2 protein-coding genes are annotated in these 24,360 nt (G+C 71.3%); both read left to right on the forward strand.

The window, feature by feature from the left end; genetic code table 11:
* Nucleotides 1-622 precede the first annotated feature (622 nt).
* Entirely contained in the window at nt 623-21,133 is a 20,511-nt protein-coding gene (locus tag J8M50_RS45710; protein ID WP_100216900.1) for a non-ribosomal peptide synthetase, read from the forward strand.
* Nucleotides 21,130-24,360 carry an ACP S-malonyltransferase gene (gene fabD / locus J8M50_RS45715; RefSeq protein WP_010358810.1) on the forward strand — a complete coding sequence of 1,077 codons (3,231 nt, stop codon included), beginning with the start codon at nt 21,130-21,132 and terminating at the stop codon, nt 24,358-24,360. Before J8M50_RS45710 ends, fabD begins: the two co-directional genes overlap by 4 nt.

Consider the following 24,360-nt stretch of genomic DNA (forward strand, 5'->3'; position numbering starts at 1 on the left):
GGGGCACACGGCCCCCCGGCGGTTGCCGCGGTGTATTCGATCTTCGAGGGGGAGTGGTTTGCGGGAAGCGGAGCCTTGCCCCGCATTCATGAATGGTGGTGCGGCTCACAGTTCGAGAATCCCGAACAGTGCGGCGTTCCGTGGCGGCATATTTTTCGATCATGATCTGGGTCACAGGAAGCTTGTGCCGGAAGCCCGGCCTGGGGTGGTTCGGCACGCTTGGGGCTGGGTGCCGGAATCCTTTCCCGTGGCAGGCGTTGCGGAAATGCGGGATTTGCGCTACGGGACTGCGGATTTCCGCAGTCGGTTCTTTCGTCGCTCGGTAATTTCCCGGACCGGTCGAATCGTCGGAGTTCTGGACTCTCCGGGGTTCTCCTGACATCTCGGATCACCGCTGTTCGGGGACGGCAGGTACGAGAGAGGCACGCAGGAGAGGTCCGATGTCCAAGTCCACCCCGTACGACGGCCGCTGTTGCCGGCGCCGCCCGGCCGCACGGCCCCGCCTTCGCTTCGGGAGGAGACCGCCTGGTCCGGGGCGGCGGGATTCGCTCGATGACAGGGCCGGGGGCGGCCACGGCCATGGCTACGGCCACGGCTGTGGCTGCGGCCGGGCGGTGACGGAATGACGACAGACGGGACGGCAGGCAGGGGCATGGGCATGGACGAGAAGCGGATGGCGTTGTTGCGGCTCCTGCGGGGGGCGCAGGTGGGGGAGGGGCAGCGCGAGGACGGGGAGCGGGAGGCTGCGGGTGCGCGTTTTGGTGGCGTGCAGCCTCAGGGCGAGTCCGTCGCCGGTATCGCCGTCATCGGGGTTGCCGGGCGTTATCCCCGTGCCGCCACCCCCGACGAGCTGTGGGTCCGTACCCGTGACGGTGAGCACTGCATCGCCGAGTTCCCTGCCGACCGGAGCCCCGACGGCCGCGCGGGCGCCCGGCGTTGGGCCGGGCTCATCGATGACGCCGATGCCTTCGATCCGCTCTTCTTCGGGATCGCGCCCGTCGATGCCGACAGCATCGATCCCCAGGAGCGCGTTTTCCTGGAGACCGTCTGGGCCGCCTTGGAGGACGCCGGGCACCCGCCTCGGCGGCTCGCGCGCGAGAGCAACCCTGTCGGTGTCTTCGCCGGGGTCATGAACAGTGACTACGAGTGGATGGGGGGCGAGGCGACGGCCCTCGGCGCTGCCAACGCGGCCCGGTCCAGCCACTGGTCCATCGCCAACCGGGTCTCGTACGTCCTCGACTTCCGGGGGCCCAGCCTCACCGTCAACACCGCGTGCTCCGCCTCCCTCACCGCCGTTCACCTCGCCTGCGAGAGCCTGCGCTCCGGGGAGTGCTCGGTCGCCGTCGCGGGTGGCGTCAACCTGATCCTGCACGAGTCCCACCTGCGCACCCTCGCCGAGAACGGCATGACCTCGCCGGGGGACCGCGTCCGTGCGTTCGGGAAGGGCGCCGATGGGTTCGTGGACGGGGAGGGGGTTGGCGCGGTCGTTCTGAAGCCGTTGGAGAGGGCGGTTGCGGACGGTGACCGCATCTACGGCGTCATCCGCTCCTCCGCCGTCAACTCCGGTGGCAAGACCGGGGGTTACACCGTGCCCAGCCCTGCGGCTCAGGCCGAGGTGATCCGTACGAGCCTGCGGAAGGCCGGGATCGATCCGCGGACCATCGGCTGTGTCGAGGCGCACGGTACGGGTACGCCCCTCGGCGATCCCATCGAGATCGCCGGTCTGCGGGAGGCGTTCGCGGAACACCTTGACGACACGCTTGCGCAGGGGGTCGAGCGCTGCGCCGTCGGTTCCGTGAAGTCCAACATCGGGCATCTGGAGTCCGCCGCCGGGATCGCGGGGCTCACGAAGATGCTGATGCAGCTCAAGCACGGGACGATCGCGCCGTCGCTGCACTCCGGTGAGCTGAACCCGGACATCGACCTTGCGGGGACGCCGTTCTTCGTGCCGCAGGAGGCGGTGGTGTGGGAGCGGGCGGTGGCGGTTCATGCGGGTGGGAGGCGGACGGAACTTCCTCGGCGGGGTGCGATCAGCTCTTTCGGAGGGGGAGGGGCGAATGCTCACCTCATCGTGGAGGAGTACGTGGGGGGCGAGAGGCCTGATGCTGCGACCTCGACTGGTGCCCACCTCGTCGTCCTGTCGGCCCGCGACGATGAACGCCTCCGCGCGTACGCCGGACGCCTCGCCGACTTCCTCGACGGGAACGCCGTCCAGAGCGACGAGCCCGCCGAAGCGACCTGCCTCCGTCTCGCCGCCGAGGTGCTGGGCGTCGACGCCGCCGACCTCGACCCCCTCACCCCGCTCCACGAATACGGCTGCGGCGCGGCCGAGTTGACCCGGCTGGCGGAGAAGCTGGACGCGGAGTTCGGGCAGGGCGTCCAGCTCACGGGCGCGACCACCCTGCGCGACCTCGCCCCGGCTCCTGCCGCCGCCCCGACCGTCACCCTCGCCGACCTCGCCCACACGCTTCAGGTCGGCCGCGAGGAACTCCCCGCCCGACTCGCCTTCCCCGCCCGGGACTTGGCCGAGGCGCGTGCGCTGTTCCGTGCGTACGCCGCCGGCGAGCCGACCGCCGAGGTGGTCACCGGCACGGCCCCCGCCCAGCGCGTCACGGCGGACACCAGTCTGCAACGCGCCCTGGAGCAGGGCGACTTGCGTACGGTCGCCGAACACTGGGCGCGAGGCGCCGGAGTCGAGTGGGCCGGGAACGGTGGCCGTCGGGTGGGGCTGCCGACGTACCCCTTTGCGCGCAAGCGGTACTGGCTGCCGCGTCCTGCCGCCACCGCCATCGCAGCGGCTGGGACTGGGGTGTCGCAAACCGCCTTGGTGCAGACCGGCGTTGAGCCCGCCGAGTCCGCGATCACCTGGGTGCAGGCCGGTGTCACGCCCGCCCCGGCCATGTCCTGCTATCGCCCCACCTGGCTCCCCGAACCCCGCCCCACGACCACCCCCGACCCCGCGACCCCCCAGAAAGTCCTCATCCTCACCACCCCCGACGCCGCCTCCCTCGCGACCGGCATCGCCCACCACCACCGCCACGACGACACCCACCTCGTCGACCTCGACCGCGACGACCTGATCCGCGCCTTCACCGAAGCCGGTCGCGTCGACCGCGTCTACCACCTCGGCGGCATCAACCCGCGCGACCTGACGACCAGTCACCAGCGAGGCGTACTCGCCCTGTTCAAGGCGGCCCGCCACCTCACCCCCCAGCTCTCCCGCCTCCACATCAAGGTCGTCACGAACGACGCCTGCGCCGCCTTCGGTGACCCCGTCGTCAACCCCTTCGCCGCCGGACTCCACGGCCTCACCCGGGTGTTGGTCAAGGAACGCCCCGAAATCCGCGCCGTCTGCCTGGACTTCGCGCACGGCGAGCCCACCCCGGAAGACCTGCTGACCGCCGTACTGGAAGAACCCTGCGACGCCACCGGCCGGACGGTGCTCCTGCGGCACGGTGTCCGGTACGTCCCCGCGTTGCAGCCCGTCGACCTGCCGGAGCCGCAGGAGGCGCCGTACCGCGAGGGCGGGGTGTACGTCATCGTCGGCGGAACCGGCGGTATCGGGCAGGAGTTGACGCTCCACCTCGCCGAGCGTCACCGCGCGAAGGTCGTCTGGATCAGCCGGGGCGAACTCGGCCCGGAGCAGCGGGCCTGCGCGGACCGGGCGCGGGAACTCGGCGGCGAGGTACTGCACTTGCGCGCCGACTGCCGGGACGCCGAGGCGCTCAAGGGGGCCGCGCGGGAGGCCAGGGCGAGGTTCGGGGCGATCCACGGCGTCGTGCACGCGGCGATGACCTTCGGCCCCGGCCCGCTGGCCGCGCTCGACGAGGACGCGTTCACGGCGGCGCTCGCGGTGAAGGCCGAGGGGAGCGTGGCGACGGACGAGGCGTTCGGCGCCGAACCACTCGACTTCATGGTGTTCTTCTCGTCCGTCGGCGCCCTCGTCGGCACCGCCGGGAACGGCACCTACAGCTGCGCCGGAGCCGTCCAGGACGCCTACGCGCTCCACCTCGACCACCAACGCCCTTACCCCGTACGGGTCATCGACTGGGGCTACTGGGGCCCGGTCGGCTCCGGCGCCCGCCCCGGGCTGCGGGAGATGTTCCACGGGCTCGGCATCGGCGAACTCACCGTCCCCGACGGCCTGTCCGCCATCGCCCGCACCCTCGGCGGCCGACTGCCCCAGGTGCTCCCGATCAACGCGGACAGCGACGCGCTCACCGCGCTCGGCGCCGCCATGGCCCCGCCCGCCCGGCAGTACCGGGCCGACGCCCCGCCCACCCTGCGCACGGCCGCCGCGCGCCTGCTCGCCCCGCGCGCCGACGACGCCCCCGGCGTCCTGAGCGTCATCTCCGGGTACGAGCGCCTCACCGAGGTCTGCCGCCCCGCCGTGCTCGGCGTCCTCCAGGGCATGGGCGTCCTCACCACTCCGGGCGAGAGCCACGACCGCGACCAACTCGCTCTTCAGCTCGGCGTGTTGCCCAAGTTCCGACGGCTGTACGAGGCGCTGCTCAACATCCTCAAGGACAACGGGTACGTCGAGTTCGACGGCGCACGCGTACGGCTGCCGCACACTGCGAAGCCGGCCGGGGCGTACTCCTCCGACGCGCTGGAGCCCCGGTTCGACCGGATCGCCGCCGACCACCCCGACCTGGCGCCCACGGTCACCCTGACCCGGCTCTTCCTGCGTCAGTACGCCGAGATCCTGCGCGGCGAGATCCGCGCCACCGAGATCATGTTCCCGGGCTCCTCGATGGCCCTGGTCGCCGACTTCTACAAGGCCAACCCGCTCACCGACTCGTTCAACGAACTGGTCCGCGACGCCGTCGGCGTCCACCTCGAACACCGGATCGCCCGGCTGGCTCCCGGAGAGCGGCTGCGGATCGTCGAGTTCGGCGCCGGGACCGGGGCGACGACGGACTCCGTGCTGCCGGTCCTCGCGCCGTACGCCGACCGGGTGTCGTACTGGTTCACCGACATCTCCCAGCACTTCCTGGACCACGCCGAGGCGCGGTTGCGTCCGCTGTACGGCGCTCCCGGCTTCCTCAACTTCCGGGTGCTCGACCTCGAACGGGGGCACCAGGAGCAGGGGTTCGAGCCCGGGACGTACGACATGGTCCTCGCGACCAACGTCGTCCACGCCACGGCCGACCTGCGGGCGACGCTCGGCAAGGCCAAGGACCTGTTGCGGCCCGGGGGCTGGCTCGTGCTCAACGAGCTGACCGAGGTGCGGGACTCCACCACCGTCGTGGGCGGGGTGCTGGACGGGTGGTGGCTGTTCGACGACGGTGAACTCCGGCTGCCGGACTCGCCGTTGGTGCATCCCGGCACGTGGCGCAGGCTGCTGCGGGAGCAAGGGTTCGGGGACGTCACCGTGACCGGGGGGACCGGGGCGGACGGGCGGGCCCGGGGGCAGCACGTCGTCATCGGGGAGAGTGACGGGCTGCGGCCGATCGCCGTGCGGGAAACGGTGGTTGAGGAGGCTGCCGCCGAGGTGGCCGTAAGTGCGGTGCCGTCCGGGGGACTTCAGAGCAAGCTTGCCGCCATCGTCGTGCGGTGCCTGAAGCTCGACGAGGACGTGGATCCCGAACGGCCGCTCGCGTCCTACGGGTTCGACTCGCTCACCGGGATGAAGATCGTGGCGGGGATCGCGGACGAGTTCGGTGTGACCGTGTCGCTGGGGGACTTCTACGACCGTCCGACGCTGCGGGAACTGGCGGAGTATTACGCGGAGTCGGGGACGCTGGGGGATGTCGCGGAGGTCTCCGGGGTTTCGGCAGGTGTGTCCGAAGGCGCCTCCGGGGAGGCCCTTTATGCTCCCGCTCCTGTCAGGCCCCTCCCCTCGGTCCTCGTCGCCGACGGCCCCTCCACCGACCACCCCCTCTCCGAAGGCCAACGCGCCCTGTGGGTCATCGAGCGGATGAACCCCGGCACCTACGCCTACAACCTCCCCCTCGCCTTCCGCCTGGACCCCGGCACCGACACCGGCGCCCTCCGCCTCGCCCTCCAGAGCATCCTCGACCGGCACGACAGCCTCCGCTCCACGATCCGCACCACCGACGACGGCCCCGTCCGCACGATCGCCGCGTGGCAGGAACTCCACTTCCAGCAGCGCTACTTGGCCGTCACCGACGAGTCGGCCGTACGTGAGCGCGTCCGCGAGGAAGCCCGTCGCCCCTTCGACCTGGAACACGGCCCCCTCCTGCGCGTCACCCTCTTCACCCAGGGCGACGGCGGCCAGGTCCTGCTCCTCGCCTTCCACCACATCGTGTTCGACGGCGTCTCCATCGCCGCGTTCCTGCGCGAACTCACCGCCGGTTACCGCGAAGCGCGAGCCGGACGCAGGCCCGGCACGGCCCCCGTGGCGGCGACCTTCGCCGACTTCACCGCCTGGCAGCGCGACCTCCTCGCGGGCCCCGAGGGCGACCGGCTCCGCGCCTACTGGCTGCGCCGCCTCGACGCCGCGACGGAACCCCTCGCCCTGCCCTACGACCGCCCGCGCCCGCAGGTCCCCGGTTACCGGGGTGCCGCCGTCGAGGGCCGGATGGACGCCGAACTCGTCGCACTGGTGCGACAGTTCGCCGCCGAGAAGCGCACCTCGCTGTTCGCGGTCCTGCTCTCCGGCTACTTCACCCTGCTCCAGCGCTACACCCAGCAGCGCGGCATCCGCGTCGGCACCCCGGCCGCCGGGCGCCCGTCCGTTAAGTTCGAGGACACCCTCGGCTACTTCATGAACATGGTGGTCCTCCAGGCCGACGTGGACCCGGAGAACGACTTCGGCACCCTCGCCGGCCAGGTGCACCGCACGGTTCTGGAGGCCCTGGAACACGCCCACCTGCCGCTGATCTCCCTCGCGGAGGCGCTGCGCCAGGCGGGCCGCACCGACACCGCCGACCTCTTCCGGACCGCGTTCTACTTCCAGAACTGGGTGGAGCCCGGCGACCGCGACCCGGTGCGCGAGGTGTTCCACGGGGTGCACCAGGAAGGCGAGTTCGACGTCACCCTGGAGGTCGTCGAGGGCGCCGCCGACTGCACGTACACCCTCAAGTACGACCCCGACCTCTTCGACGAGGACACCGTGCGCCGCCTCGGCGAGCACTTCCTCGCCCTGCTGAGGTCAGCGCTCACCGAACCCGCCTGCCCGATAGGCAAGTTGCCGCTGCTGACCGGCGACGAACGGCGGCAGATCGAGCGGCAGTGGGAACAGGCACGCCGCTCCTACCCACGTGAACGGACCCTCCCCGAACTCGTCGAGGAGCAGGCCGCACGCCGCCCCGACGCCGTTGCCGTCACGAGTGACATCGAGTCACTGACGTACCGTCAACTCACCGAGAAGATCGACCGGTTGGCCGGTCACCTGAGGGCGGAGGGCGTACGCCCCGGCCGTGCCGTCGGCGTACTCGTCGAGCGGGGGCACCTGCCTGTCGCGCTGCTCGCCGTCCTGAAGGCGGGCGGGAGTTACGTACCCCTCGACCCCACCTTCCCGGTGGACAGGCTGAGTTACATGGCCGAGGACGCCGGACTCCACCTCGTCCTCACCACCGGCACGGCCGAGAGCGCGCTCGGCGGGATCGCCGTACCGAGGCTCCGGCTCGATCAGCTCACCGGGCGGACCAGCTCCTCGGGACCGGCCGCCGGGCCCGACGACACGGCGTACATCATCTACACGTCCGGATCCACCGGGCGCCCCAAGGGAGTTGCCGTACCGCACCGGGCGCTCGTCAACTTCCTCGTCTCGATGAAGGACGAGCCCGGGTTCGGGCAGGACGACACGCTGCTCGCGCTGACGACCGTGTGCTTCGACATCGCCGCGCTGGAGCTGTACCTGCCGCTGATCACCGGCGGGCGGGTCGACATCGCGCCCGCCGACGTCGCCAAGGACGGCGTCAAACTCCGCCGCCACCTGGAGAGTTGCGGCGCGACCGCCATGCAGGCGACGCCGAGCACATGGAAGATGCTCCTCGCCACGGGGTGGGCCGGCGACCGGTCGCTCACCGCGCTGTGCGGGGGAGAGGCGCTCGACCAGGACACCGCCGGCGCCCTGGTCGAGCGCACTCGCACCGCCTGGAACCTCTACGGCCCGACGGAGACGACCATCTGGTCCGCCGTCGGACGCCTCACCCCCGGCGGCCGGGTCACCCTCGGGCGCGCCGTCGCCAACACGCAGCTCCTCGTCCTCGACGCGCACGGCCAGCAGGTCCCGCCCGGCGTCCCCGGCGAACTCCACATCGGCGGCGACGGGTTGGCGACCGGGTACGTCAACCGGCCCGACCTCACCGCCGAACGCTTCGTCCCCAACCTCATCGCCCCCGAACTCTCCCCGCGCCTCTACCGCACCGGCGACCTCGTCCACGCCCTGCCCGACGGCACGCTCGAATACCTCGGCCGCGCGGACACCCAGGTCAAGGTGCGCGGCTACCGCGTCGAGACCGGCGAGGTCGAGGCCGCGATGCGCAGGCTGGCCGGGGTCACCGAGGCCGTCGTCGTACCGTCCGCTGCCGCCGGCGGCAACGGGGTGATGCTGCGCGGCTTCTACACCGGGACCGGGGAGCCGGTCGACCCGGCGCCGCTGGGCGCCTGGCTGCCCGAGTACATGGTCCCCGATGTGCTGGTCCCGCTGCGGGAGTTCCCGCAGACACTCAACGCCAAGACGGACCGGGTACGCCTCGGGACGGCACCCCTCGACGAACTGCGCGCCGCGTACAGCGAATTGAGCACCGCGCGAACCGTCGTCGTACCGGAAAGCCCGCTCGTCGACGAACTGACCCGCCTCGTCGCGGAGGTCGCCGAAGTCTCCGAGGACCGCGTCCCCAAGGATCGCCCGCTCGGTGAACTCGGCCTGAACTCCGTCGGGTTCACGACGCTCAGCACCCGCATCGGCAAGGTGCTCGGCGTCGAGGTCTACCCGACCGCCTTCTACCAGTACCCGACCGTCACCGGCATGGCCGCCCATCTCCTGCACGCCCACGCGGAGTTGCGCGCCCGCTTCGGTGCCCGGAGCACGGCCGCCCAGGCGGTCCCTGTCGATGTTGTAAGGCCCGGGAGCGGCACCGGCATCGCCGTTGTCGGCATGGCCGGACGCCTCCCGCAATCCCCCGACCTGGACGCCTTCTGGCAACACCTCGCCGACGGCGACGACTTGATCCAGGAGATCCCGGCCGACCGCTGGGACTGGCGTGCCACCGAGGGGTCCCGGTCCCGCTGGGGCGGATTCGTCCCGGACGTCGACCGGTTCGACGCCAAGTTCTTCGGGATCTCACCGCGCGAGGCCCAACTCATGGACCCGCAGCAGCGGTTGGTCCTCGAAACGGTGTGGACGGCGCTGGAGGACGCCGCGATCCGGCCGTCCGAACTGGCCGGGCGCCGCGTCGGCGTCTTCCTCGGCGTCACCAACTCCGACTACCTGGAGGTCCAGCGCGCCGCCGGACAGGAGACCGACGGCCACACCATCACCGGCGCCGCCCTGTCCATCATTCCCAACCGCGTCTCCTACCTCCTCGACCTGCGCGGACCCAGTGTCGCCGTGGACACCGCCTGCTCCAGCTCCCTCACCGCGATCCACCAGGCGGTCTCGGCGCTGCGTGACGGCTCCTGCGACCTCGCGATCGCGGGCGGCGTCAGCCTCATCCTCGACCCGTCCCTGTACGTCGCCCTCAGCAAGAACGAGATGCTCAGCGAGGACGGCCGCTGCAAGGCGTTCGACAGCCGCGCCAACGGATACGTACGCGGCGAGGGCGTAGGAGCCGTCGTCCTCAAGGGAGTTGACGCCGCCGAGCGCGACGGCGACCCCGTCCACGCCGTGATCCGGGGGTCCGCCGTCAACCACGGCGGACGCACCAACTCCCTCACCGCACCCAGCCCCGACGCCCAGGCCGAGGTCATCGCCCGCGCCCACCGCATCGCCGGTACCGACCCGGCGGCCGTCGGGTACATCGAGGCGCACGGTACCGGCACCGCGCTCGGCGATCCGATCGAGGTGACCGGACTCCGCACCGCCTTCACGCAGTTGTACGAGGAGGCGGGGCGCGCGGTGCCCGCCGTACCGACGGTCGGGCTCGGGTCGGTCAAGAGCAACGTGGGTCATCTGGAGGGCGCCGCCGGGATGGCGGGGCTGTTCAAGGTGGTCCTCGCGATGCGGCACGGGGTGATCCCGGCGAGCCTGCACGTCGTCGAGGAGAATCGGTATCTCGACCTGGACGGGGGGCCGTTCAGGATCGTCACCGAGGCGACACCGTGGGAGCGCGACGGGTCGTTGCTCCGGCGGGCGGGGCTCAGTTCGTTCGGGTTCGGCGGGGCGGGGGCGCATCTGGTCCTGGAGGAGGCGCCGTTGGCGAACGCGGTCGTCGATGACCGTGGGCCGGTGCTGCTCGTTCTCTCCGCGCACAGCAGGACGGCACTGACCGCGTACGCCGGGCGGCTCGCCGCGCACCTGCGCGAGGGACGTACATCGCTCGCGGACGTCGCCCACACGCTCCGGGTCGGCCGTGAACCCATGCCGCAGCGGCTCGCGTTCGTCGCCGGTGACCGGGCGGAGGCGCTCGGTGTGCTCGACGCGTTCGCCGCCGGGGAGCCGGTGGGGCACAGCGGTCGCGCCGGGAAGGGGCGTACGCAGAGCGCGTCCTGGCGGCGGTACCTGGACTCGCTGATCGCCGACCGCGAGCTGGAAGCGCTCGCCGAACTCTGGGTGGAGGGCGAGGAGTTCGACTGGGCCGGGCTCGGTGGTGAGGCTCGGCGGGTGCGGATTCCCACGTACGTGTTCGATCGGGCTCGGCACTGGGTGGAGAACGCCGGCGCCGGCGAGGGGAGCGTTGCCGCCGCTGTGGTGCACCCCCTGCTGGACACCACCAGCCCCGACGAGTCCACCAAGCGGCTCACCGGCACCGAGTTCTACCTCCGTGACCACCTCGCCGACGGGACGCCGATCCTGCCGGGTGTCGTCCTGCTGGAGATGGCCCGCGCCGCCGATGAACTCACGCGCGGGGACGGGCAGTTGGCCAAGCGGGTCGAGGACGTCACCTGGGCCGCGCCCGTCCGTACCGGTGCGGGAGACGTCACCGTACGGATCAAGCTCGACCGGCAGCCGGGGCGTACCGGGTTCGAGGTGCTCACCGGGGGTGGACGGCCGCATGCCACCGGTACGGTCGTCGCCGCCGTGCGGGGGGAGCGGCAGACGCTGGATCTCGGTGCCGTGGAGGGGCGTTGCTCCTCGCGGACGACCGGGGCCGAGTACTACCGTCGCGTCGATGCGACCGGGTTCCACTACGGTCCGTCTTTCCAGGTCGTCGAGTGGCTCGCGATCGGTGACCGGGAGGCCCTTGCCCGGCTTGTCACCCCCGCTCATCTGCGGGGAGACGCCGGCTCGTACCGGTTCCACCCCGCACTGATGGACGCCGCGCTCCAGACCGCCGGGAGCATTGCCACGGACGATTCCACCGCGCCCGCGCATCTGCCGTACTCGGTGGGGGTCGTCGAGCTGCTGGCCGAGCGGCTGCCGGAGAGCGGGCACGCGCATGCTCGTCGTACCGATGACGGTTCCACGCCCGGCGTGAAGGTCTTCGACATCCTCGTGACGGATGACGACGGGGTGGTGGTCGCTCGGATCGAGCGGTTCACCCTGCGGGCGCTGCCCTCCGCGAAGGGCGGGGACGAGCCGCTGGTCGCCTTCGAGCCGTACTGGCGGGAGAGCGCTTCGGCTCCGGCCGCGCTGCCCAAGACTGTGCTGCTGGTCGACGGGGCTCGGCGGGGGCTCGGGACGCGGCTCGCGGAGCGGACCGGGGCGCGGGTCGTCAGCGTTGAGCCCGGTGCCGGGTTCGATCCCGCCGAGTTGGCGGGGCCCGTCGCGATCGTCCATCTGGCGGGGGACGGGTTCCACGAGGCGCTCGCGCTGTGCCGGGCTTGGATCTCGCGGAGCGGTGGGGAGGCCCGGTATCTGTACGTCCATCCCGAGGGCGCGCCTGAACATGCCGCGATCAGCGGGTTGGCGCGGGCCGTGCGGGGGGAGTATCCGGGGCTGCGGATGAGTGCGGTGGCGTGTGCTGCCGACGCCGACCTGGTGGCGGTCGTCGCTGCTGAACTGGGCTGTGCCGAGGCGCCAGTTGAGGTGCGTACGGACGGTGTGCGGCGGCTGGTGGGGGCGTGGCGTCCGGCGGAGCTTCCCGCTGCGGGCTCCGGGGTGTTTGGTGCGCCTGGTGCGCACATCATCACCGGCGGGACCGGGGGGATCGGGCTGCATCTCACCGAGCGGCTTGCGTCGCGTGGTGCGGATATCGTGCTGGCCTCGCGGAATCAGCCTTCGGCTGAGGTTGTGGAGCGGGTGGCTCGGCTTGCGGGGACCGGGGCGCGGATTCTGCACGTCGCCGCTGATGTCACTCGGCGGGAGGATGTCGCCGCGCTGGTGCAGGCCGCTCGTGAGCACTCCGGGCGGGTCGCGGGGGTGCTGCATGCGGCTGGGGTGCTGCGGGACGGGTTCGTGCTGCGGAAGAACCCGGATGACGCCGATGCCGTCATCGCGCCCAAGATGCTGGGGGTTCGGTGGCTGGACGAGGAGACTCGGGGGGAACACCTTGAGTATTTCGCCGCGTTCTCCTCAACCGCCGCCGCGTTGAGCAGTGTTGGGCAGTCCGACTACTCCTATGCCAATGCCTATCTCGATCACTTCGTTCTGGGGCGTGAGCGACTCCGGGCTCGGGGGGAGCGGTTCGGGGTGAGTCTCTCCGTCAACTGGCCCTTGTGGCGGGACGGGGGGATGGCCATGGATGTGGGCGCTCAGCAGGCCATGCGGCGGGAGTTGGGGTTCGGGGCGTTGGGCACCGGGGTTGCGCTGGATGGGCTTGAGCGGGCGTTGGGGGGTTCTGCTCCTCGGTTGCTGTTGGCTGCTGGGGATGCTGGTCTCATTCAACGGGCGCTGGAGATTGAGCATTTGGCGCCGCAGGGGGCTCCTTCGGCTGGTGTTGTTCGGCGTGTTGCCGAGGTGGGGGGTGCCGGGCTTCGGGAGGTGGCTGAGGAGTTCTTGCGTGAGCTGCTTGCCGGTGAGTTGAAGATGCCGGTCGAGGAGATCGATTCGGAGGAGCAGTTCGATCGGTACGGGATCGACTCGCTGTTGGTGTTGAGTCTGACTCGGGAACTGGAGGCACGGTTCGGGGAGTTGTCGAAGACCTTGTTCTTCGAGTACTTCACGGTTGCCGAGTTGGCGGGGTACTTCGTGGAGCAACACGGGGAGAAGCTCGCGGAGTTGGTGGGGGGTGCGGCGGAGGAGGCTGCCGGGGAGCCGGTGGGGGATGCGGTGGCGGGCCCAGGTGTCGTCGAGCCTGTGGTGGAGGCAGGTTCGGGACAGGCCCAGTCCGACGGGCCGGGTGACGTGTCCGACGACGACATCGTCATCGTCGGCGTCAGTGGTCGCTACCCCGGTGCCGATGACCTCCGTGAGTTCTGGCGCAACCTTCGCGACGGCGTCGACTCCGTCGAGGAGATCCCCGGCGATCGGTGGGACCACACCCGGTGGTTCGACTCCGACCGTGACGCCGTCGGCAAGTCCTACTCCAAGTGGGGCGGGTTCCTGCGGGACGTCGATCGGTTCGATCCCCTGTTCTTCCGGATGTCCCAGGTCGAGGCCGAGCACATCGATCCTCAGGAGCGGATCTTCCTGGAGACCGTCTGGCACCTCCTGGAGGACGCCGGTGTCACCCGTTCCGCGCTCGCCGGCACCCGTACCGGCGTGTTCGTCGGCATGATGTACGGCCACTACCAGCTGTACGGCGTCGAAGAGGCGCTGCGCGGTGAAGGGGCCGCCACCTCCTCCTCGTACGCGTCCGTCGCGAACCGTGTCTCGTACTTCTTCGACCTCGACGGGCCCAGCGTCGGGCTGGACACCATGTGTTCGTCCTCGCTCACGGCAATTCACCTTGCCGCGCAGGCGATTCGGGCCGGGGACTGTGACGCGGCCGTCGCCGGGGGCGTCAACATCTCCAGCCATCCGCTCAAGTATCTCCAGCTCAGCCGGGGCGGGTTCCTGTCCACGGACGGGCGGTGCCGGAGCTTCGGCGCGGACGGTGACGGCTATGTGCCCGCCGAGGGGGCCGGGGCCGTGCTGCTCAAGCGGCGGTCCGCCGCCGAGCGTGACGGCGATCGGATCCTTGCCGTCGTCAAGGCGTCCGCCGTCAACCACGGTGGCGCGGGCAAGGGGTTCAGCGTGCCCAACGCCCGTGCCCAGGGCGACCTCATCGGTACGGCGCTCCAGCGTGCGGGGTGGACCGCTGCCGACCTCGACTACATCGAGGCGCACGGCACCGGGACGTCCCTCGGCGATCCCATCGAAGTCACCGGCCTGCTGCGGGCGTTCGGTGGTCAGGACCTCGGCGGGCGGAAGATTCCGATCGGCTCGGTGAAGTCCAACATCGGTCACGCGGAGTCGGCTGCCGGGATGGCCGCCGTCACCAAGGTGCTGCTCCAGCTCCGGCACGGGCAGCTTGCTCCCTCGCTGCACGCCGACACCCTCAATCCCAACATCGACTTCGAGTCGGCGCCCCTGCGCGTTCAGCGTGACCTCGCTGAATGGGCGCCTCGCAGCGATGCCGGTGGCCGTCCGCTGCCGCGTACGGCTGCTGTGAGTGCTTTCGGTGCGGGCGGGTCCAATGCCCATGTCCTGTTGGAGGAGTACGTGCCTGCCCATCCCCGACCGACCCCGCAGACCCTCACTCCGTACGTGTGCACCCTGTCGGCCCGCGACGCTGACCAACTCTCCGCCTACGCCGGTGACTTGGCGGACTTCCTCCGCGCCGACGGCAAGGACACCCATCCGGCGTCCCTCGCCTACACCCTTCAAACGGGGCGTGAGGCGATGGCCCACCGGGTCGCCGTGGTGTACGAGGACCGTGCCCAACTCCTCGGACGGCTGGACGCGTTCGTGAAGGGGGACGCCGAGATTCCGGGTGTCTGGACCGGAGTTGTCCGGCGCAACGCGCGGGGTGCTTCGGCGGCTGCCCCGGAACCGCGCGCCCTGGCCGCCGCCTGGACCGCCGGTGAGGCGGTGGACTGGCGTGTGCTGTACGAAGTCCCGCCGCCGCGCGTCGAGTTGCCGGGGTACCCGTTCGCGGGAGTGCGGTGCTGGTACGGGTCGGCTGTGGCCAAGGAACCCGAAGTGGTCAGGGTCCATGAGGAGTTCACCCTCACTTCCGCCACCCCCGTCATCGCCGGGCATCGAGTGGCGGGCCGGCTCCTTCTTCCCGCCCTTGCCTATATCGACCTCGTCCACCAGGCGTTCCGCAAGCAGGGGTTCGCCTACGACAGCCTGGAACTCCGCGATCTGACAGCCCTGCGCCCTCTGGCGGTAACCGCCGAGTCCCCCGTCCGGATCACCCTGGACGCCGAGCGGACCACCCCGGAACGGTGGACGATCCGCATCGCCGATCAGGGCGGACAGCCGTACGCCACCGCCGAGTTGGTATCGACGGGTGCCGTGGAGTTCCCCGCGCTCCAGCGACCCGCCGTCCCCTCGGCGTCGGCCGTTGTCCAGGACCTCGGCGCGGTGTACGACCGGGACGCCGCCCTCGGCCAGGTCTACAGCGGGGCCGTCCGTGCCGGGGGGCAAGTCTGGCGGGACGGGGAGCAGTTGATCGCCGAGCTGACCCCGCCGCCGGGTGCTGCGAGCAGTGGGCACCTCTTCCATCCCGGGCTGATGCTCGGCGGTGCGGTGGCGGCGGGGGCGCTGCTGGCGGACGTGGCCGAAGGCGGGTTCTTTCTGCCGATGTACGTGGAGTCCTTCCGCGCGGTGGCTCCGCTCAACAGTGCTTGTACGGCACGGGTGTTGCGGTCCTCGGTGAACCGTCGGGACGAGATCGCCCGGCTGACCGTCGAGTTCCTGTCCGGTGACGGGCGGATGATCGCCGAACTCCGGGGCATGGCCAGCAAGTTGATCCGCTCGGAGGCGCCGCGTGCGACGGCCGTACCGACAGGCAGCGCGTCGCTGACCGCCACCGAGGATCGCGTACGGCGCTTGATCGCGGATGCGTTGAACCGGGACGCCGGGGAGCTGGAACCCGCCGTCGGCTACTACGAGTTGGGTATCGACTCGGTCAGTGTTCTGGAACTCGTCGGGCAGTTGGAGCGGGAACTCGGCAAGAGTCTGCCGCCTACGCTGTTGTTCGAGTACACGACCATTCGTGACCTCGCGGCGTATCTGGACGAGCACCATCCTGTCGCGGCGCAGACGCCGCCGGCCGGTACGCGGCTGCTCACCAAGGAGTGGGAGCCTGTCGCCGGAGGTACCCAAGGCCAACTTCCCAGTCCTGTGGCCCTCCTGGCTACCTCAGATACTCGCGCCCTCGCCGATCGTCTGGCCCGTGAGCTGCCGGACGCCGAGGTCGTCACCGATCTGTCCGCCCGCCCCGATCACTTCCGTGTCTGCGTTGACCTGACCGGCCGCGCTCGCACCGGATCGGTCGACGACTGGTTGCCGTGGGTCCAGCGCCTCGTGTCCCGCGCCTCGGCTGCTGAGCCGGTCGTCCTGCTCGGTGTGACACGGGGGCTGGAGGGCGGCGACCCGGTCAACCTCGCGGGTGCCGACCGCGCCGGGCTCTACCGGATGCTTCAGAGCGAGTACGCCAACGTCCGTTCCCGGCATGTCGACTTGGACCCGCTGGACGACGATGTGACCGCCGTCCGGCAGCTCGTCGCCGAACTCGCCGACACCGGCGAGGAGCCGGAGGTCCGGCACCGTGCTGGGCAGCGGCAGCGGGCGGTGCTGCGGGAGAACCCCGGTACGTCCGGACTGCCGCCCTTCACCGGGGAGTTCGGGGCCGACGAGGCGCTGTTCATCACCGGCGGAACCGGGGGGCTGGGGCTCGCCTTCGCCCGGTATGCCGTACGGCACTGGGGAGTTCGGCGGCTCGTGCTGCTCGGGCGGAGCCGGTTCCCCGACCGTGCGGAGTGGGAGTCCCGGCGCGGTGACGACGCCAGGCTCGATGCGCTGCTCGGGCTGGAGCGGGCCGGGGCGGAGGTGCGGGTGCTGTCGTTGCCCCTCGACGGTTCGGCGCCGGGGCAACTAGAGCGTGCCGTACGGGAGTCGGGGGTCGTCGGCGGGGTCATCCACTGTGCCGGGGTCGCCGATCGGGAGAACCTCGCCTTCGTCGGTAAGCCGGGGGACGCCGTCGGGGCCGTCGTCCAGCCCAAGGTCGCCGGGCTCGATGCTCTCGTGGACGCCTTCGCCGGGCACCCGTTGAGGTTCTTCGCGATCTGCTCGTCCGTCGCCGCTGCCGTGCCGAGTGCGGCTGTCGGGCAGAGCGATTACGCCATGGCCAATGCCTATCAGGACTACCTTGCCACCGCTCGGCCGCATGGGCTGCCGCTGCTGAGTGTGCAGTGGCCGTCGTGGAGCGGGGTCGGGATGGGGGGCGAGAATCCTGGGCCCGCTTATCTCCGGACCGGGCTCGGGAGCGTGACCGAGGCTGAGGGGACGGCTCTGCTGGACCACTTGCTGCGCCGTGGTGCTGGGCCTGTTGTGCTGCCTGCCGTGGTCCATGACGCCGAGTGGGGGCCCGAGTTGCTGACTCGGCGCCGTATCGAGGGGGAGCGGGGCGAGGCGGTCGTACGGAAGCCGGTCGTGGGTGGGGCTGCCGTGGCGGTTGCCCCCGAGGCTGCTGCCTCCTGGCTTCTCGGGCTGATTGCCGAGCAGTTGCACTTCGATGCCGGTCAACTCGGCGTCGACGTACCGATCGAGGACTTCGGGACCGACTCGATCGTGATGGTGCAGCTGCTGCGGAAGGTCGGGGGGCGGCTGGGGGTGGAGGTCGATCCGACGGCGTTCATCGAGCATCCGACGGTCGAGGGGTTCGTGGGGTGGCTGGCGGCGGAGCATCCCGGGGAGTTCGCTGAGGCGTTCGGGGATGGGGGAGGGGCTGGTGGAGCGGGCCCTTTTGACCTCGGGCCTGTTGCGAAGGCTCGGCCCGTTGATGAACCGGCGCCGTCCGTCACCCGCCCCCACGACATCGCCGTCATCGGCATGTCCGGCCGCTTCCCCGGCGCTCCCGACCTCGACGCCTACTGGAAGCTGCTCAGCGAAGGGCGTTCGGCCATCTCCCCTGTCCCGCCCGAGCGTTGGGGCGGTGATGGGAGCTTCGTTGCCGGGCTCGTCGCGCGGGACGGGTTCGATCCCGCGTACTTCCTGCTGTCCGACGAGGACGCCGAGGCGATGGACCCGCAGGCGCTGGTCCTCCTGGAGGAGACGCTGTTCGCGCTCGCGGACGCCGGGTACGCGCCCGTCGACGTCAAGGGGCGGGAGGTCGGCGTGTACGTCGGTGCCCGCAGCCGGCATCTCCCCGACGACGAGACGCTCAGCCGGACCCGGAACCCGATCGTCGCCGTCGGCCAGAACTACCTTGCCGCCAACGTGTCCCGCTTCTTCGACCTGCGCGGCCCCAGCGTCGTCGTCGACACCGCGTGCTCCTCGGCGCTGGTCGCCCTGCACTCCGCCGCGCAGGCGCTGCGCGACGGCGACGCGGAGGCGGCCGTCGTCGGCGGGGTGACGCTCCTCGCGGACGACGCCGGGCACCGACTCTTCGACCAGCGTGGGGTGTTGAGCCCCGAACCCGCGTTCCACGCCTTCGACCGGCGCGCGCGGGGGACCGTGCTCGCGGAGGGGGCCGGGGTCGTCGTACTGAAGCCGCTGGACCGGGCCCTCGCCGACGGGGACCGGGTGCAGGCGGTGCTGAAGGGGATCGCCGTCAACAACGACGGGCGTACGGCCGGGCCCGCGTCCCCGAATCCCGTCGCTCAACGGGCGGTGATGGCCAAGGCGTTGGCGCGCAGCGGGAAGCGGGCCGAGGACGTCACGCACATCGAGACCAACGCGGCCGGGTCCGCCGTGCACGACCTCGTCGAACTCAAGGCGATCCAGGCGGTGTACCGGGACGGGTCGCGGGTCGCGTGCAGCCTCGGGTCCGTGAAGCCGAACATCGGGCATCCGCAGTGCGCCGAGGGGATCGCCGGGCTCGTCAAGGTCGTACTGATGCTGCGGGAACGGCAGTTGGTGCCGTTCCTGTCGGGGCAGGAGCCGCCGGAGCACTTCGATTTCGCGGCCACGCCGTTCATGTTCGCGCGGGAGACACGGAGTTGGCCGGACGCGCCGCTCGTCGCCGCGGTGAGCTGTTTCGCGGACGGGGGGACCAACGCGCATGCGGTGGTGGAGGGTTGGAGCGGGCCGGGAGGCGGCCGGGCCGCGTTGAAGCGGCCTGAGCTGGCGCGGCAGATGCTGGCGGGGGCAGGTGCTGGGGGAGGGCGGCCGAGCGACCTGGCACGGGAGCAGCAAGCCGCCGCTGTGCGGGAGCGGCAGAACGACTCCGCGCGAGACCCGGAAGCCGTGCCCTCGCGCGAGCCCGCCTCCACCCGGCGCGAGCCCACCCCCGTCCCCGTCGCCGTGATCGGCCTCGCCGGTCGCTACCCCGGCGCCGACGACGTAACCGCCTTCTGGCGCAACCTCGTTGCGGGCCACGACGCCGTCACCGAGATCCCGGCTGACCGCTGGGACTGGCGTGCGGAGCCGACCGCGTCCCGCTGGGGCGGGTTCGTCTCCGACGCCGACCGGTTCGACGCGGAGTTCTTCCGGATCCCCCGCGCCGAGGCGGAGATCACCGACCCGCAGGAGCGGCTGTTCCTCCAGACCTGCTGGGCGGCGATCGAGGACGCCGGCTACACCCCCGCCACCCTGGTCGAACCCCGAGGCCCCGAACGGCGGCGCGCGGTGGGCGTGTTCGCCGGAGCCATGCACAAGGACTACGCCCTGATCGGCGCCCAGGCGGCGGAGACCGACGGCAAGCGGCTTCCCGTCAGCCTCAACCAGGGCATGATCGCCAACCGCGTCTCGTACGTCGGCGACTTCCACGGCCCGAGCATGGCCGTCGACTCCCTCTGCTCGGCCTCCCTCACGACCGTGCACCTCGCGGTCGAGAGCATCGCCCGGGGTGAGAGCGAGGTCGCGATCGCGGGCGGCGTGAACCTGTCGCTGCACCCCGCGAAGTACCACACGTACGGCGCCGTCGACATGCACTCCACCACCGGCCGCTCCCGCTCCTTCGGCGCGGACGCCGACGGCTGGGTCTCCTCCGAGGGTGTCGGCGCCGTCGTCCTCAAGCCGCTGGACGCGGCCGAGCGGGACGGGGACCACGTGTACGCCGTGATCCGCTCGACCGCCGTCAGTCACGTCGGCGCGGGCAGCGGCGTCACCGTACCGAGCCCGGTCGCCCAGGCCGCCGTGGTCTCCGACGCGCTGGACAGGGTGGGCATCGACGCCCGCACGATCGGCTGCGTCGAGGCGCACGGCACGGGGACGAAACTCGGCGACCCGATCGAACTCCAGGGCCTGGTAAGGGCGTTCCGCAGGCGCACCGACGACACCGGGTTCTGCGCGCTGGGCTCGGTCAAGTCCAACATCGGGCACGCCGAGTCGGCGGGCGGCGTGGCCGGACTCACCAAGGCGGTCCTGCAACTCCACCACCGCACCCTGGTGCCGTCCCTGCACTCCGAGACCGCGAACCCGCTACTCGGCCTGGAGGACACGCCGTTCAGGCTCCAGCACGACGTACGGCCGTGGCCCGAGCCCGAGTCGGGGACGCCGCGCCGCGCGGGGATCAGCTCGTACGGCGCCACCGGGTCGCACGCCCATGTCGTCCTGGAGGAGTACACGCCGGGTGCCCAACTGCCCTTGCCGGGGCCGCAGATCGTGCCGCTGTCGGCGCGGGACGGGGACCGGCTACGGGAGACGGCCGAGCGGCTGCTCGCTTTCCTGGGCGGCGAACAGGTGCCGTCGCTCGCGGAGTTGGCTCACACACTTCAGGCTGGGCGCGTCGCGATGGCGAGCCGGGTCGCGTTCGTCGTCGAGGATCTGGGGGAGTTGCAGCGGGGGCTGGAGAAGTACCTCGCCGGTGGGGCCGGGAATCCCTGGGGCGCTCCGGGGACTCCGGAGGACATCGAACTCTGGATCACCGACAGGCGGTTGACCGACCTCGCCGACCACTGGACCGCCGGCGGCGACCTCGACTGGCGGCGCCTGTGGCCCGGCGCCCGCCCGCGCCGGGTGCCGCTGCCGACGTACCCGTTCGCCCGTGAGCGGCACTGGCACCCCGGCGTGGACGGGGGGCGATGACCGTGCGGACCGTCTTCATGTTCTCCGGACAGGGCTCGCAGACCTACCAGATGGGCCGCGAACTCTACGACGAGGAACCGGTGTTCAGGAACGCCCTGCACCGCCTCGACGCCGAACTCGACACCTCCGTCGTCGCCCGCCTCTACGACCCGGCCCGCCGCGTCTCCGAACCCTTCACCGACACGGCGGTCACCCACCCGGCGATCGTCATGGTCGAACTCGCCCTCGCCGAGACCCTCATGGCGTACGGCGTCGTCCCCGACCTCCTCCTCGGCGCCAGCCTCGGCGAGTTCACCGCCGCCGTTCTCGCCGGGGTCCTCGAACCCGGCGACTGCCTGCGCAGGCTCGTCGGCATGGCCCACTCGGCGGCCGACTCGGCACCCGGCGGCATGCTCGCCGTCCTCACGGACCCGGCGCTGCTGCGCCAGGACCCTGATCTGCACCGGGAGTTGGAGCTGGCGGCCCACAACTACGACGCACACTACGTCGTCGCCGGACCCCTGCACGCCCTCGACCGCACCGAGGCTCTCCTCACCGAACGGGAGATCGCCCATCAGCGCATCCCGGTGGCCCACGCCTTCCACTCCCACCTGATGGACCCCTCCCGGCGCGCCTTCGACGCGGTGTGGGCGGACGCCGAGTTCAGGACGCCGCGTATCCCGCTGGTCTCCAGCGCTACCGCCGGGCCGCTCCCCGAGGTCAGCGCCGGGCACCTGTGGCGCGTCGCCCGTGAACCCATCGAATTCGCGGCGACCGTACGGGAGTTGGAGGCGTCCGGGCCGTACCTCTACCTCGACGCCGGGCCCTCCGGCACCCTCCACAACTTCGTCCGCGCCAACCTCGCCGCCCGCCCCGGCACGGGCTCCGAGTCGATGGCGCTGCTCACCCCGTTCACCCGTGACACACGGCAGTTGGCCCTCGTGAGGGACCGCGCCCCGGCGAAAGGCGGTAGGAAAGTGAAAGTGTTCGGCTTCCCTGGGCAGGGCTCCCAGGTCAAGGGTATGGGCGCGGACCTCTTCGACGAGTACCCCGACCTCGTCGCCCAGGCCGACGAGATCCTCGGCTACTCCCTGCGCGAGCTGTGTCTCAGGAATCCTGAAGGGCGCCTGAAACGCACCGAGTTCACCCAGCCCGCGCTGTACGCGGTCGAGGCCCTGACCTATCTCCGCCGCAGCAAGGAGGACCCGGTTCCGCCGGACTTCCTCGTCGGCCACAGCCTCGGTGAGTACGCGGCCCTGTTCGCCGCCGGGGTCTTCGACTTCGCCACCGGACTGCGCCTCGTCTCCCGGCGTGGTGAACTCATGGGCCGCGCCTCGGGTGGGGGCATGGCCGCCGTCCTCGGTCTGGACCTCGGCACCGTCCAATCGGGCCTCGCCGATGCCGGGTTGACCGGTATCGACATCGCCAACCACAACGGCCCCGAACAGATCGTCCTCGCCGGGCCCGAGGACGAACTCGTCCGCGCCCGCGCCCTGTTTGAGGACCTGGGGGCACAGGTCGTCGTCCTCAACGTCAGCGCGCCGTTCCACTCCCGGTACATGCGCGACGCCGCCGACGAGTTCCGGCGGCTCCTGGACACGACCGAGTTCCGGGCGCCCCGCATTCCCGTCATCGCCAACGTCGACGCGCGTCCCTACGACGCCGATCGCATCCGCGAGACGCTCGCCGGGCAGATCGTCGGGCAGGTGAGGTGGGTCGACACCGTACGGCGGCTGATGGCCCAAGGGGACTTCGAGTTCGTGGAGTTGGGGCCGGGGCGGACGCTACAGAAGATGGTGGCGAAGGTGCGGGCGGGGGTCGCGCCGATGAGCGCGGAGGAACTGGGGGAGCGAGCGACGCAGGCTGTCGAGACGCCGGTGGAACCTGCCAGGGCCGTCACGACGACCGCTCTGACGGGGGGAGCGGCGGCGCCGATCCCCATGCCCGCCCCCGTTCCCACCCCCCGCCGCCCCCTCGCCCCCGAAGACCTCGGCGCCGAGACCTTCCGTACCCGCTACGGCCTCCGCCTCGCCTACCTCGCCGGTGGCATGTACGGCGGCATCTCCTCCGAAGCCCTCGTCGTCCGGCTCGCCAAGGCCGGTGCGATGGGCTTCCTCGGTACCGGCGGTCTGAGCCTCGCGGATGTCGAGGAGCAAGTCCGGGGTGTCCAGGCCGCGTTGGGCCCCGACGGGCCCTTCGGCGCGAGCGTCCTGCACCGTCACGCCGCCCCCGACGACGAGCGCGCGCTCGTCGACCTGCTGCTGCGGCTCGGGGTCCGTACCGTCGAGGCGTCCGGGTTCCTGCGGATCACCCCGGCGCTGGTCAAGTACCGCCTCAAGGGCGGCCGGATCATCGCCAAGGTCTCCCGCACGGACACCGCCGAGGCGTTCCTCCGCCCAGCGCCCGGCGACGTCGTACGCAGTCTCGTCGAACAGGGCGAGGTCAGCGAGGAGGAGGCGGCGAAGGCGGCCGGGCTCCCCATGGCCGACGATCTGTGCGTCGAGGCCGGTGGCGGTTGGGTGACCGAGGCGGTGGACCTGGCCACGCTGCTGCCGACCGTCGTACGCCTGCGCGACGCCCTCGCCACCGGCCAGGACCGTGTGCACGTCGGTGCGGCCGGCGGGATCGGGACGCCGGAAGCGGCCACGGCGGCCCTCGTGCTCGGCGCCGAGTTCCTCGTCACCGGGTCCGTCAACCAGTGCACGGTGGAGGCGGCGACCAGCCCCGAAGTCAAGGACATGCTCCAGGCGTTGGACGTCCAGGACACCGAACCCGCCCCCTGGGCCGAGATGTTCGAACTCGGCGTCCGTGCCCGAGCCGTCAAGCGCGGCGTCTTCCTCCCGGCCCGCGCCGACCGCCTCTATCAACTCTGGCGCACCCACGCCTCGTTCGAGGGCATCGACGCCGACACGCGCCGCCAGATCGAGGACATGTATCTGCGCCGCCCCTTCGAGGAGGCGTGGCGCGCGGCCCACACCGGCGGCCAGGAACCGGACGGGAAGCGGAAGTTGGCGCTGGCGTTCCGCTCGTACCTGGACGAGGGCTTCGAACTGGCCCGAACGGGCGCCCCCGGACGGCGAGTCGACTACCTCGTGCACTCCGGACCGGCGCTGGGCGCCTTCAACCAGTGGGTGAAGGGCACCGGCCTCGAACCCTGGCAGGACCGCCACGTCGACACCGTCGCGGACCGGCTGATGGCGGCGACGGCTCAGCTGATCGAGGAGCGCTGCGGGGCGTTCAAGAACTAG

It is taken from the genome of Streptomyces acidiscabies (assembly GCF_020010905.1).
Taxonomy (GTDB): Bacteria; Actinomycetota; Actinomycetes; order Streptomycetales; family Streptomycetaceae; genus Streptomyces; species Streptomyces acidiscabies.